Origin of the sequence: Herbaspirillum lusitanum P6-12, assembly GCF_000256565.1 — a bacterium.
GTDB lineage: Bacteria > Pseudomonadota > Gammaproteobacteria > Burkholderiales > Burkholderiaceae_D > Herbaspirillum > Herbaspirillum lusitanum.
On record NZ_AJHH01000365.1, the window covers coordinates 1 to 13,481 of the forward strand.

10 protein-coding genes and 4 pseudogenes are annotated in these 13,481 nt (G+C 61.9%); 8 read left to right on the top strand and 6 right to left on the bottom strand.

Annotation, left to right across the window (positions count from 1 at the left end; translation table 11 throughout):
- The 3 genes from HLUSI_RS28200 to HLUSI_RS0111480 all read left to right on the top strand — a co-directional run.
- The coding region (locus tag HLUSI_RS28200) for an SDR family oxidoreductase (RefSeq protein WP_040503400.1) at positions 1–218 on the top strand (218 nt) is incomplete at its 5' end.
- Between the two features lie 27 nt (positions 219–245).
- Positions 246–1,370 carry a zinc-dependent alcohol dehydrogenase family protein gene (locus HLUSI_RS0111475; RefSeq protein WP_016834116.1) on the top strand — a complete coding sequence of 375 codons (1,125 nt, stop codon included), beginning with the start codon at positions 246–248 and terminating at the stop codon, positions 1,368–1,370.
- A gap of 43 nt (positions 1,371–1,413) precedes the next feature.
- Positions 1,414–2,430, top strand: coding sequence for a TRAP transporter substrate-binding protein (locus tag HLUSI_RS0111480; RefSeq protein WP_016834117.1), 1,017 nt, complete (start codon positions 1,414–1,416; stop codon positions 2,428–2,430).
- Between the two features lie 81 nt (positions 2,431–2,511).
- Here the strand turns inward: HLUSI_RS0111480 and HLUSI_RS31545 are convergent.
- Positions 2,512–2,790: pseudogene (locus HLUSI_RS31545) on the bottom strand (aldo/keto reductase); the annotation flags it as partial.
- Positions 2,791–2,794: 4 nt separating this feature from the next.
- Here HLUSI_RS31545 and HLUSI_RS28205 point away from each other — a divergent pair.
- A pseudogene (locus HLUSI_RS28205) lies at positions 2,795–3,547 on the top strand (DctP family TRAP transporter solute-binding subunit); the annotation flags it as partial.
- An 81-nt stretch (positions 3,548–3,628) separates the two neighbouring features.
- Here the strand turns inward: HLUSI_RS28205 and HLUSI_RS0111495 are convergent.
- The gene (locus HLUSI_RS0111495) at positions 3,629–4,678 is read right to left on the bottom strand and encodes an NADP(H)-dependent aldo-keto reductase (protein WP_016834120.1); all 1,050 of its coding nucleotides are present in this window, start codon (positions 4,676–4,678) and stop codon (positions 3,629–3,631) included.
- A 131-nt stretch (positions 4,679–4,809) separates the two neighbouring features.
- Between HLUSI_RS0111495 and HLUSI_RS0111500 the strand changes: the two genes are divergently transcribed.
- On the top strand, positions 4,810–6,045 hold the full coding sequence (locus HLUSI_RS0111500; protein WP_016834121.1) for an MFS transporter: 1,236 nt from the start codon (positions 4,810–4,812) through the stop codon (positions 6,043–6,045).
- Positions 6,046–6,083: 38 nt separating this feature from the next.
- Here HLUSI_RS0111500 and HLUSI_RS0111505 read toward each other — a convergent pair whose 3' ends face one another.
- Together HLUSI_RS0111505 and HLUSI_RS28210 are read right to left on the bottom strand one after the other, a co-directional pair.
- Positions 6,084–6,647, bottom strand: coding sequence for a DUF7482 domain-containing protein (locus tag HLUSI_RS0111505; protein ID WP_238533983.1), 564 nt, complete (start codon positions 6,645–6,647; stop codon positions 6,084–6,086).
- A 137-nt stretch (positions 6,648–6,784) separates the two neighbouring features.
- Positions 6,785–7,678: an ABC transporter substrate-binding protein gene (locus HLUSI_RS28210; protein WP_414086730.1), complete on the bottom strand. Its 894-nt coding sequence runs from the start codon at positions 7,676–7,678 to the stop codon at positions 6,785–6,787.
- Between HLUSI_RS28210 and HLUSI_RS0111515 the strand changes: the two are divergent.
- A pseudogene (locus HLUSI_RS0111515) lies at positions 7,671–8,273 on the top strand (dihydroxy-acid dehydratase); the annotation flags it as partial. The gene HLUSI_RS28210 and the pseudogene HLUSI_RS0111515 overlap by 8 nt on opposite strands.
- Before the next feature lie 38 nt (positions 8,274–8,311).
- Here the strand turns inward: HLUSI_RS0111515 and HLUSI_RS0111520 are convergent.
- A complete protein-coding gene (locus HLUSI_RS0111520) occupies positions 8,312–10,153 on the bottom strand; it encodes a TRAP transporter large permease (RefSeq protein ID WP_050977698.1) in 1,842 nt (613 codons plus the stop codon).
- A 26-nt stretch (positions 10,154–10,179) separates the two neighbouring features.
- Positions 10,180–11,244, bottom strand: a complete 1,065-nt coding sequence (locus tag HLUSI_RS0111525) for a TRAP transporter substrate-binding protein (RefSeq protein WP_016834126.1) — start codon at positions 11,242–11,244, stop codon at positions 10,180–10,182.
- Positions 11,245–11,431: 187 nt separating this feature from the next.
- On the opposite strand from HLUSI_RS0111525, the gene HLUSI_RS28215 reads away from it, so the two are divergent.
- Together HLUSI_RS28215 and HLUSI_RS0111535 are read left to right on the top strand one after the other, a co-directional pair.
- Complete coding sequence (locus tag HLUSI_RS28215) at positions 11,432–12,352, top strand: LysR substrate-binding domain-containing protein (protein WP_040503401.1); 921 nt, start codon at positions 11,432–11,434, stop codon at positions 12,350–12,352.
- A gap of 367 nt (positions 12,353–12,719) precedes the next feature.
- Positions 12,720–13,481: pseudogene (locus tag HLUSI_RS0111535) on the top strand (flagellar biosynthesis protein FlgA); the annotation flags it as partial.

Below are 13,481 nucleotides of genomic sequence, written 5' to 3' on the forward strand. Positions count from 1 at the left end.
ACGCGATCTGCCCGGTGATGGGCGCGACCGGCTTGCTCGAACAGTTCATGGGCGTGCCCGACACGCCGGAGAACCGCGCGCGCTTCATCGCCACGATCCCGCTGGGACGCATGTGCGAAGGCGCCGACGTCGCCAACGTGGCCGTCTTCCTCGCCACCGACGCGTCGCATTTTCTGACCGGGATGGAAGTGCCGGTCGACGGTGGTCGTATCATCTGAGGATTCATTCAAACCGGAGAAGACATCATGAAGATTCAGGCAGCAGTATTGAGGGAAACAACCACCGTCGAGCCTTTCGCCAGCAGCCGTCCCTTGCGTATCGAAGAGCTCGATCTGGATCCGCCCGGCCCCGGCGAAGTGCTGGTCAGGATGAAGGCGGCCGGCCTGTGCCATTCGGACCTGTCGGTCATCACGGGAGTGCGTCCGCGTCCGGTGCCGATGGCCTTGGGCCACGAGGCCTCGGCCGAGGTGGTGGAGGTGGGGAGCGGCGTCAATGATCTACGGGCGGGCGATCTGGTGGTGCTGGTGTTCGTGCCCAGCTGCGGCCATTGCCTGCCTTGCATGGAAGGCAGGCCCGCCCTGTGCGAGCCGGGCGCGGCGACCAATACGGTGGGCGAGCTGCTGTCGGGGCAGCGCCGTCTGCGCGACAAGACGCAGCCGGTGCATCACCACCTGGGTGTGTCGGCCTTTGCCGATCACGCCGTGGTATCGCGCCGTTCCTGCGTGAAGATCGAGGCCGATATCGACCCGGTCCAGGCGGCGCTGTTTGGCTGCGCCGTGCTCACTGGCGTGGGGGCGGCGGTCAACACGGCCGAGGTCAAGGCCGGCACCACGGCTGCCGTGCTGGGCCTGGGCGGCGTGGGCTTGTGCGCCATGCTGGGAGCGCTGGCGTCGGGCGCGCGCGAGGTCATTGCGGTGGACCTGCATGACAGCAAGCTGGCGCTGGCGAAATCACTGGGCGCCACGGCGACAGTCAACGCACGCGATCCCGATGCGGTGGAAAAGGTCAGGGCGCTGACCAAGGGCGGCGTCGACTATGCCTTCGAAATGGCGGGTTCGGTGCAGGCGATGGAAGCCGCCTATCGGATGACGCGCCGCGGCGGCATGACGGTCACTGCAGGCCTGCCTGCACCGGACCAGAAATGGGCCTTGCAACAAGTCAGCCTGGTGGCCGAGGAGCGTACGGTCAAGGGCAGCTACATCGGCTCCTGCGTACCGTTGCGCGACATCCCGCGTTACATCGGCCTGTATAAAAGCGGCCGCTTGCCGATCGATAAACTGATGGGGCAGCGACTGGCATTGTCGGATATCAACAGCGGCTTCGACCGTCTGGCTTCAGGGGAAGGATTGCGCGATCTGATCGTTTTCTGATTGCTTTTTTGTTTTTGTAATGGCGTCACAAAGGAGACAAGGCATGACAAAAAAACTATTCGCTGCGGCCACGACCGCAGCATTGCTGGCATTCGCACTGCAGACGACACCGGCGCTGGCGCAGCAGACCATCGTCATCAAGTTCAGCCACGTGGTGGCGAACAACACACCCAAGGGCAAGGGCGCGGAGCGTTTCAAGCAACTGGCAGAAGAACGCACCAAAGGGCGCGTGAAGGTCGAGGTTTACCCGAACAGCCAGCTCTACAAGGACAAGGAAGAACTGGAAGCCCTGCAGCTCGGCGCGGTGCAGATGCTGGCGCCGTCGCTGGCGAAATTCGGTCCGCTGGGGGTGAAGGAATATGAGGTCTTCGACCTGCCGTACATCTTCCCCAATCGCGCGGTGCTGGCGCGCATCACCGAAGGACCGATCGGCCAGAACCTGTTCAGGAAACTGGAAGCCAAGGGCATCAAGGGCCTGGCCTACTGGGACAACGGCATGAAGGTGATGACTGCCAACAAGCCGCTGCACAAGGTCGACGACTTCCGTGGCATGAAGATGCGCATCCAGTCGTCCAAGGTGCTGGACGAGCAGTTCCGCGCGTTAAAGGCCAATCCGCAGGTGCTGGCGTTCTCCGAGGTGTACCAGGCGATGCAGACCGGCGTGGTCGACGGCAGCGAGAACACGCCGTCCAACATTTACTCGCAGAAAGTGCATGAAGTGCAGTCGCAACTGACCGTGTCCGACCACGGCTACATCGGTTACGCAGTGATCGTGAACAAGAAATTCTGGGAAAGCCTGCCGCCGGATGTACGCGGCCAGCTGGAGTCGGCGATGAAGGATGCCACGCGCTATGCCAACGCCATCGCCCAGCAGGAGAACGAAGATGCGCTGGCGGCGATCAAGGCTTCCGGCAAGACCAAGGTGTATTACCTGACCGACGCCGAAAAGGCCGAATGGCGCAAGGCCTTGCTGCCGGTGCACAAATCGATGGAGTCGCGCGTCGGCAAGGACCTGATCCAGGAAATCTACAAGGAGACTGCCAATCTCGGCGCGAAGTAATCTGAAGTAACTCTCTGCACTATTGAAAAAGCCCGTCGGCGCAAACCGACGGGCTTTGTGCTTGGAGCGCTGAGTTGAAACTCAGGGCGCCGGATTCGGCTGCGTCTTGTGGATCGCGTCGATCTGTTCGATGATTTCCTGCGACAGTTGCACCGACAGACTGTCGATGTTGCTGCGCAGCTGTTCCAGCGTGGTGGCGCCGATGATGTTCGACGTCACGAACGGGCGGCTGTTGACGTAGGCCAGCGCCAGTTGCGCCGGATCGATGCCATGCTTGCGTGCGAGGGCAACGTAGGCTTTGGCCGCCGCTTCGGCTTGCGGGTTGGTGTAACGGGTGAAACGTTCGAACAGCGTCAGGCGACCGCAGATGCTGGCGCCGTCGCTGGCGAAATTCGGTCCGCTGGGGGTGAAGGAATATGAGGTCTTCGACCTGCCGTACATCTTCCCCAATCGCGCGGTGCTGGCGCGCATCACCGAAGGACCGATCGGCCAGAACCTGTTCAGGAAACTGGAAGCCAAGGGCATCAAGGGCCTGGCCTACTGGGACAACGGCATGAAGGTGATGACTGCCAACAAGCCGCTGCACAAGGTCGACGACTTCCGTGGCATGAAGATGCGCATCCAGTCGTCCAAGGTGCTGGACGAGCAGTTCCGCGCGTTAAAGGCCAATCCGCAGGTGCTGGCGTTCTCCGAGGTGTACCAGGCGATGCAGACCGGCGTGGTCGACGGCAGCGAGAACACGCCGTCCAACATTTACTCGCAGAAAGTGCATGAAGTGCAGTCGCAACTGACCGTGTCCGACCACGGCTACATCGGTTACGCAGTGATCGTGAACAAGAAATTCTGGGAAAGCCTGCCGCCGGATGTACGCGGCCAGCTGGAGTCGGCGATGAAGGATGCCACGCGCTATGCCAACGCCATCGCCCAGCAGGAGAACGAAGATGCGCTGGCGGCGATCAAGGCTTCCGGCAAGACCAAGGTGTATTACCTGACCGACGCCGAAAAGGCCGAATGGCGCAAGGCCTTGCTGCCGGTGCACAAATCGATGGAGTCGCGCGTCGGCAAGGACCTGATCCAGGAAATCTACAAGGAGACTGCCAATCTCGGCGCGAAGTAATCTGAAGTAACTCTCTGCACTATTGAAAAAGCCCGTCGGCGCAAACCGACGGGCTTTGTGCTTGGAGCGCTGAGTTGAAACTCAGGGCGCCGGATTCGGCTGCGTCTTGTGGATCGCGTCGATCTGTTCGATGATTTCCTGCGACAGTTGCACCGACAGACTGTCGATGTTGCTGCGCAGCTGTTCCAGCGTGGTGGCGCCGATGATGTTCGACGTCACGAACGGGCGGCTGTTGACGTAGGCCAGCGCCAGTTGCGCCGGATCGAGGCCGTGCTTGCGTGCCAGCGCGACGTAGGCGGTGGTGGCGGTTTGCGCCTGCGGGTTGGAATAGCGGGTGAAGCGCTCGAATATGGTCAGGCGGCCTGCGGCGGGGCGGGCGCCGTTCTCATATTTGCCGGACAACATGCCCATGGCCAGCGGCGAATAGGCCAGCAAGCCGACCTGTTCGCGATGGGCGAATTCGGCGAGGTTGATTTCAAAGGTCCGGTTCAGCAAGTTGTAAGGATTCTGGATCGTGACGATGCGCTCGAGATCGAATTTCTCGGCCGCGCGCAGGAACTGCGCCACGCCCCACGAGGTTTCATTCGACAGGCCGATGTGGCGGATCTTGCCGGCCTTGACGAACTCGGACAGGATGCTCAGGGTCTCTTCGATGGCCACGGTTTCTTCATCGGCGATGTGGCTGTAGTTGAGCTGGCCGAAGCTGTTGACGCTGCGATCCGGCCAGTGCAATTGGTACAGGTCGACGTGATCGAGCTGCAGGCGTTCGAGGCTGCCGTTGAGCGCCTCGGTCAATCCCTTGCGGTCGAAGTTGTTGATGCCGCCGCGCACGTGGCGCGGGTTGTGCGGCTTGCGCGCGGGGCCGGTGGCCTTGGTGGCGATCAGCAACTGGTCGCGCTTGCCGGATTTCTTGAGCCAGGTGCCGAGGTAACGTTCGCTCAGACCTTGGGTTTCCGCCTTGGGCGGCACCGGATACATTTCGGCGACGTCAATCAGGTTGATGCCGCGTTCGGTGGCGTAGTCGAGCTGCGCGTGCGCTTCGGCTTCGGTGTTCTGTTCGCCCCAGGTCATGGTGCCGAGCGTGATCAGGCTGACGTTGACGTTGGTGCGGCCAAGAGGGCGATATTGCATGAATGAATCCTTTGGGAAAGTCGGAGCAAACGCGAAAGACGGCGTGCGGGAAATGAAGTAGTATATCCGCGCGCTGCAAACCTCGCAGCGCCCGCTTCCACGCACCACCCCGCACAAGAAAATCCTCGCCAATGACCTCCGCCATCGCGCCAGAACAGCTGTTGCATCATCGCTCTTTCCGACTGTTCTGGCTCGCCAGCGTAACCTCCACGATTGCACTGCAAATGCAGATCGTCGCCGTCGGCTGGCAGGTCTATCAACTCACGCATAGCCCTTTCGACCTGGGCATCGTCGGGCTGGTGCAATTCATTCCCTCGCTATTCCTGGTGTTCGTGGTCGGCCATGTCGCGGACCGGCATGATCGTCGCCAGGTCGCGCGCTTCAGCATCCTGGTGGAAGCGATCGCCGCCGGTTTGCTGGCGGCGGGCAGCCTCGGCGGCTGGCTGACGAAGGAAGCGATCTTCGCCATCGTGTTCGTGATCGGCGCCGGCCGCGCCTTCAGCAAGCCGACCATGTCGGCCATGCTGCCGACGCTGATGCAACCGTCGCTGCTGCCGCGCGCGGTGGCCGGCTCGGCATCGGCGACGCAGGTGGCGATCATCATCGGACCGGCCATCGGCGGCTTCCTGTATGTGGCCGGCCCATCGACGGTGTACATCACCAGTTGCGTCCTGTTCGTGCTGTGCAGCGTGCTGGTGTCGATGATCAAGGTGGAAACGCCGCCGGCCAGGCGCGAAAACGCCACGCTCAAATCGGTGTTCGCCGGCATCGCCTACATTCGCAGCAAGCCGGCGATCTTCGGCGCCATTTCACTCGACCTTTTTGCCGTGCTGCTGGGCGGCGCGACCGCGCTGTTGCCGGTGTATGCGCACGACATCCTGCACACCAACTCGGTCGGACTGGGGCTGTTGCGCTCGGCGCCGGCGGTGGGCGCGTTGTCGGTGGCGATCTTCCTGGCGCGCAATCCGCTCAAGGGCCGTATCGGCCGCACCATGTTCATTGCGGTGGGGATTTTCGGTCTGGCGACGATCGCGTTCGGGTTGTCGCAAACGTTCGTCGTGTCCTTGCTGGCGCTGGTGGTGCTGGGCGCCTCGGACATGATCAGCGTGGTGGTGCGTTCGACCTTCGTGCAGCTGGAGACGCCCGATGACATGCGCGGCCGCGTGAGCGCGGTGAATTCGGTCTTCATCGGCACTTCGAATCAGCTCGGCGAGTTCGAGTCAGGACTGACCGCCGCATGGTTCGGCGCGGTGCCGGCGGTGCTGATCGGCGGCATCGGGACGCTGGTGGTGGTGGCGCTGTGGATCAGGCTGTTCCCGCAGTTGTTCCATGTTGATCGCCTGGTCGACAACACCGGAAAAAAATAATCAAGCCATCGACATCAGCATTAACCTCAGCATTGACCTCAGGGCTCGGGGTCCTGGTTGGCGAGATGAATCTTCACATGCGGCAGCGGCCCATCCGCTTCCGAAAACACCACCGGGCAATTGACCACCAGATTGGTCTTTTCAATACTGACCTGGCCGGCTTCTTCTGCGGCCAGCACTTGCTCTTCCGACTTCAATACGCGCGGTTGCTTTCCTGCCAGCCAGGTGACCTTGTGCACCTGCCATAACGGCGAATAGTTGAGGTTGGCGTTGGCTGCGCCGATCGGCGAGGGTAGCGACGGCAGCACGCCGCCTTGCCTGAAATTCACGAATGAATAGATGCGTTCGACCGCACTTGGCTGGCCGGGCTGGCGTTGCTGATTGATGGCGTTGGCCAGGCGCGGCACGTAGTTGGCGCCCATCTCGGCTGCGGCTTTCTTGTCGGAGACGTCGGTGGTGACGTAGCGCACCACCTTGCCGTCGTACCAGCCGGAGACCAGCGGCAGTTCGACGACGTCGCCGGTGGCTTGCGCGTGCGCCGGAGAAAGTACACAGCAGGCGGCCACGAAGACTGAAAGCGGCCGGAGGAAATGTCTGGTCATGTTGTTACCGATCATGGAAGAAGGCGGGACGCCGCACATGAGTCGTGCGAGTTGGCGAGATATTACAACGACATGCGTTCAAAAAAGAAAAAAGGCCTGCGGGATAACCGGCAGGCCTTTTGACATCAGTGCTGTGCTTACTGCGGATGGAACTGATGCGCGAACGTGAATTCATCGATGCGCGGGGTGTACTTCAGGCCCTTGCGCACTGCCCACGTTGCATACTGGTGATGCAGCGGGATCACGGCGTAGTCGTTCAGCGCCACGGTGGCGGCCTGTTTGGCGAACTCCTGGCGTTGCTTTTCATCGACCGAGCCGAGCGAGGATTGCACCAGCTTGTCCACTTGCGGATTGCTGTACTTGCCCCAGTTCCACGAACCCCAGCCGGTGCTCGCGTCGGTGGTGCCCACCAGCGTACGCAAACCGAAGTCGCCGGCCAGCGTGCCCCAGCCCAGCAGCGCAACGCTGAAGTCGCCGTTGCGCGCCTTGCCGAAGTAGACCGACAGCGGGAAGGTCTCGACCTTGGTCTGGATGCCGATGCGGCTCAGGAACTGCGCCACCGTTTGCACCACGCGCTCATCATTGATGTAGCGGTTGTTCGGACCATGCAGCGTCAGCGCAAAGCCGTTCGGATAACCGGCGGCGGCCAGCAGCTTCTTGGCGCCTTCCGGATCGTACTTCTCGACCTTCAGATTGTCGGCATAGCCGAGAATGCCCGGCGCGACGATATTGGAGGCCGGTGTGCCGAGGCCTTCCAGCGTGCGTTCGGTCAGGGCCTGACGGTTGATGGCCTTGGAAATCGCCTGACGGACACGGATGTCCTTCAATGGATTCTTGTCCAGCGGCTTGCCGGACTTGTCGGTGATGTCGGGCGTCTTGTCGCGCGACTGGTCCAGCGTCCAGAAAATCGTGCGCCACGAGGTGCGCTGCACCAGGCTGAATTTCGGATTGGTCTTCAGCTTCGGCACGTCGGCCGGCGGCACGCTGTCGATGGCGTCGACTTCACCGGCCAGCAATGCGCAAGGCGGCATCGCCGTCCTGCGCGGCAACCTGGCGCCGCGCGGCGCGGTCTTGAAGCCCTCTGCGGCCACGCCTGAGCTGATGAAGCATCGCGGCCGCGCGGTGGTCTTCGAAGACTTCAACCACTACAAGGAACGCATCAACGATCCCGATCTGGATGTGGACGCCAGCTGCGTGCTGGTCATGAAGAACGTCGGTCCCAAGGGGTATCCGGGCATGGCCGAAGTGGGCAACATGGGCTTGCCGCCCAAGGTGCTGGCCACGGGCGTGAAGGACATCGTGCGGATTTCGGACGGACGCATGAGCGGCACCGCCTTCGGCACCATCGTGTTGCACGTCACCCCCGAGTCGGCCATCGGCGGACCGCTGGCCTACGTGCAAGACGGCGACCGCATCCGCCTGAGCGTGGCGAACCGGGAAATCGCCTTGCTGGTCGCGGATGAGGAACTGGCGCGGCGCGTGCAGGAGACGCCGGTCGTGATTCCCAGCGCCGGGCGCGGCTACGCCAAATTATTCCTCGACACCGTGACGCAAGCGGACCAGGGCGTGGATTTTGATTTCCTGCGTGCGGTGAAGATGGTGGGCAAGGCGCCGGATCGTGGTTGAGCCGAGATGAGTCGCCCTGCGCACTTCCCGTCGACGATTCAAAGGAATCCGGTTGATATCCAGGGCACGAACGTAATTGCAATCAACCCGAGCAGCAGCATTCCCAGATACAGCCAGATGCGTTTCAGCGCCACCTCCGGTTTGACTTCGCCGATGATGCAGGCGGCGTAGTAGCACAGGCCGAAGGGTGGCGCGAAGACGCCAAGGCCCATCGCAAGGATCACCACCATCGCATAGTGAATTTCATGGATGCCGAGCTGGCGCGCCACCGGGAACAGCAAGGGGCCGAACAAGACAATGGCCGGGATGCCTTCCAGCACGCTGCCGAGCACGATGAAGGCCGCGATGGAGACCAGCAGGAAGCCGGTTGCGCCGCCCGGCACGGCCGTCATCATGGCCGCCAGGTCATGTGAAAATCCCGATTGCGTCAACGCCCATCCCATTGCGCTGGCGGCGCCGACGATGAAGAGAATGGCGCCGGACAATGCCGCCGTCTGCACCAGAATCGGCAAGGCCATATGCCACTTCAGGCTGCCGCGATAAATGATCAGGCCGACAATGAGCGAGTAGGCGATGCCGATGGTCGACACTTCAGTCGCGGTTGCAACGCCTTCCACCACCGCAGTGCGGATCACGAAAGGCAGCAGCAGGGCAGGTACGGCGATGGCAAAGGTTTTCAGCACGCGTTTGAGCGGCGCACGGCTGGTCGTCACATGGTCCGATCCGGCACGCCACCAGGCGACCACGGCCAGCACGATGGCAAGGACGAACGCGGGCATGATGCCGGCGGTGAACAGCGCCGCAATCGATATCCCGGTCACGGAGGCGATGGCGATCAGGACCAGCGAAGGCGGGATGGTTTCGCTCATCGCGCCGGAAGCCGCCAACAAGGAAATCAATTCGCTGTCCTGCATGCCGCGCTTGCGCATTTCAGGAAACAGCACCGGCGCCACCGCCGCCATATCCGCCGTCTTGGATCCGGAGATGCCGGACACCAGCAACATCGCACCAAGCAGCACGTAGGACATGCCGCCGCGCACATGACCGACCAGCGCCGCCAGGAATTCCACCATCACGCGCGCCAGCCCGGTCGCATGCACCAGCTGGCCCAGCAGCACGAACATCGGCACCGCCAGCAGGATCAGGCTGCTCATGCCTTCATCCATGCGGCCGACCACGATGACCACCGGCGTGCTGGTGGTGGTCAGCAGGTACGCACAGGTGGCGATCGCAAAGGCGAAGGCGATCGGCGCACCGGCCATCACTGCAGCACCGAGCAAGCCGATGAAAAAGATCGGCAGCGCGCTTTGTCCCATCGCCGTGAGCATCGGCGCCGACAGATAGCAGGCGCCGGCGATCACGGCCAGCAACGCCGCGACCGTGAAGATGTCGCGCTTGTCGTGATGCATCAGACGCAGCGCACAGCTTACCAGGGCGATCAGGAAACCGACCGGAACGGCCAGCGCCCGCACCATGCCGCTCCATCCCAATGCCGGTGTTTCGACGAAGCCCTGGTCTTCGACATAGTCGAAGCTCGGATGGATCATCATCAGGAGCAGCACGGCCGTGACCCCCACGGCAAGCGTCTCGGCCCACGCTTGTGCGCGCGGCGACAGCTTCGAGATGAAGAAGGTGAGGCGCATGTGGCAGGAGCGCTGCACCGCCAGCGCACTGCCCAGCATCGCCAGCCACAGGAACAGGATCGACGCCAGCTCATCGCTCCAGATCAGCGAACTGTGCAGCACCGAGCGCGCGATGATGCCGATGAACAGCAGCGCCACTTCGGCGACGACTACGGTGGCGGTGAGTATTTCCACCGATTTTTCCAGCCAGTGCTGCGCGCTGCCGAGCATGTTGCCGGCCGGGCCGTTCAACGGCATCGGCGGTATGGCGCTATGCACGGCGCTCACGACATTTTCCCAACGACGGCCTCCAGCGCAGCCCATGGCGCGGCGCCGAACTTGTCGCGCCATTCCTTATAAAAACCGGCGTCGGACAAGGCCTTGCGGAAGGAGTCGCGATTGGCGGTCTCGAAGACGATGCCCTTCTTGGTGAGCTGTTCCTTGAGCGTGGTGTTGAGCTGTTCAACGTCGCCGCGCTGCTCCATGTAGGCGCGATCGAACTCGCGCTGCACGATTTTCTTGAGGTCGTCGGGCAAGGCGGCGAATGCGCGGCGATTGCCCAGCATCCAGAACGGATCCCAGATGTGATTGGTCTGGGTGATGTACTTCTGCACCTCGTACAGCTTGCCGGAATCGATGGCGACCAGACCGTTTTCCTGGCCGTCCACCAGCTTGGTTTGCAGCGCCGTGTACAGCTCGTTGAAGTTGATCGAGGTCGGATTGGCGCCCAGCGATTTGAACAGCGAGGTAAACATCGGCGACACCGGTACGCGGATGCGATAACCCTGCAGGTCGGCCGGCGTCTTGATCGGCTTGGAGGCGGATGAAATCTGGCGGAAGCTGTTGTCGCCGGCCTTCGCCACGGAAACGAAGCCGCTCTTGTCGATCTGCGCGCGGATCAGCTTGCCGAGTTCGCCGTCGACGCTACTCCACACCTGCTGATAATCGGAGTAGGTAAAGCCGACGTTGGTGATTGCGGCCAGCGGCACGACCGTCGAAATGACCGAGCCGGCGATGTTCAGGAATTCCACGCCGCCCGAGCGCACCTGCGTCAGCAGATCGGTATCCGAGCCGAGCTGGCTGGCCGGGAAGAAACGGATGTCGAGCCGGCCTGCGCTGGCTTCGCGAATGCGATCGGTGGCTTGCTTCAGGCGCGCATTGACCGGCTGGTCGAGCGACTGGCCGGTGGCGAGCTTGTAATTGAATTCGGCGGCGCGCGCCGGGCCCGACCAGACCGTGAACAAGGGCAACGTCGCCGCTGCGGTCAGCAAGCTGCGGCGTTTGGCGGAAGGCAAGCTTGACGACGAGTCCGATGAAAAATCGCCGCGTGGCGGTGTGGTTTGCTTCATGCTGTTGTCTCCAGTTTTTTATAGGTCGGCTGCGGCAATCGGCACGCTGGCCGGGTGCTTTCGAGATTCCCCGGTCGCTTTCTGTGAGCTTGCCTGGGGAGTCCGTGATTGAATGTAAAAGGTTTGTTGGTGAAGTACAATTAATTTATTTTTAAGTATCGTGTAGAAAATTTAAAGAGTTGACGCCATGTATCTTCCTCTGCGCTCGATCAGTGTTTTCCATGCGGTGGCCCGTTCCGGCAGCATCTCGAGCGCGGCTGAAGAACTCAATGTCACCCCTTCGGCGGTCAGCCAGCAGATCCAGGCGCTGGAGACGCATCTCGGCACCTCATTGATGGTCAAGGTCGGCCGCGGGGTTGCGCTGACGGAAGCAGGCGAGCGTTATTTCTCGATGATCGCCGAAGAGATCGACCGCATTTCCGAAGCCACCCAAAGCATCCGCGGCCTGCGTCCCGTCACGCTGCTGACGGTGCGGGCGACGCCGACCTTGTCCAGTAAATGGCTGCTGCCGCGCCTGCGTTCGTTCCTGGACGCCCACCCCGACCTCGAAGTGCGCCTGAACGGCACCAATGAGGTGACCGACTTCACGCGCGAGACGGTCGACGTTGAGATCCGCCATGGGCGCGGTCAATGGCCGGGGCTGTTCACGGAAGGGCTGACCGAGGAATGGTTTTTCCCGGTGTGCAGCCCCGGTTATGCCGCTGCCGGCAGCATGAGCGTGGCCGACGTCGCGCAGCATCGCTTGATCCAGTCGGTCAAGTCGCAGGTGCAGTGGCCGTACTGGTTTTCCATGAGCAAGATAACGCCGCCGAACCAGATGCGCCGGGTGCTGTTCGACCGCAGCCACATGGCGGTCGACGCCGCCGCCGACGGCATCGGCCTGGCGCTTGAAAGCAGCCTGATGATGTGGCGCGAACTGCGCGACGGCAACCTGGTTTGTCCGGTGCGCAATCCGCCCAGAATTTCCCAGACTACCCAATGGATTGTCTGCCCGGTCGATCATCTGCGCAAAAACAAGGTCAGCGTCTTCATCGACTGGCTGCGCGTCGAAGTCGCGCAATGGCAGGCGGAGCAAGCGCAATATCTCCGTTTGCCGTTTTCAAAATAATCCCTTCCTCCGCATTTCCTTCGCCTCCCCCGCTTTTCTATCGATTAGAAAAACTAAGTATTTCTCTCGTAAATGTTAATTGTTTTAACAGGATGCGCTGAGTAAACTTTTTTGCACACATCGGGCGAAGTTCAAGCTGCAGCAAAAGCAGTTCGTCCGTTGCGTAAGAGTCTGTCGGCTGGTTTGTCCCATGGCGCTGGTTCATCTGTTTCACGCGTAATGGCGCAAGGCATGACGACAATTTCACGCTTTCAGGTATCGCACCCCAAGCCCGGAACGCGAGAGACACGGGCGATGCCTGCCGTTATTGACGAGGATTAACAATGAATCTGTACAGCTTGCTGCGCGAACGCGCGGCGGCCGCCCGGTGCGCGTCGGCCTGGTCGGCGCCGGTAAATTCGGCTCCATGGTGTTGGCGCAGGCCCGGCTCATCGAAGGCATGCACATCGTCGGCGTGGCCGATCTGAATGTGGAAAAAGCCCATGCGGCATTGGAGCGGGTGGGCTGGGAAAAGGACAGATACCAGGCCAAAACGCTCGGCGACGCGGTCAGGAACGGCACCACCTGCGTGCTCGACAGCGCCGCCGCACTGGCCGATTGCCAGGAAATCGAATGCATCATCGAAGCCACCGGCCACCCCATCGCCGGCGTGCGCCACGCCTTGTCGGCCATCGACGGCGGCAAGCACGTGGTGATGGTCAACGTCGAAGCCGACGCACTGGCGGGACCTCTGCTGGCGCGCCGTGCGGCCGAAGCCGGCATCATTTACTCGATGGCCTACGGCGACCAGCCGGCCATCATCTGCGAGCTGGTCGACTGGGCGCGTTCCTGCGGCTTCGAGCTGGTCTCGGCCGGCAAGGGCATGAACTACGAACCGCGCTATCGCTATTCGACGCCGGACACCGTCTGGGGATTTTTCGGCTGGACCGACGAAGAAGTCGCCAAGGGCGATTTCAATCCCAAGATGTACAACTCCTTCACCGATGGCACCAAGGCTGCGATTGAAATGGCGGCGGTCGCCAACGGCACCGGCCTCGATTGTCCGGACGACGGCCTGGCGTTTCCGCCGACCGGTTTGCATGATTTGGCCAGCGTGTTCCGTCCTGCCGCCGACGGGGGGGGGGGGGGT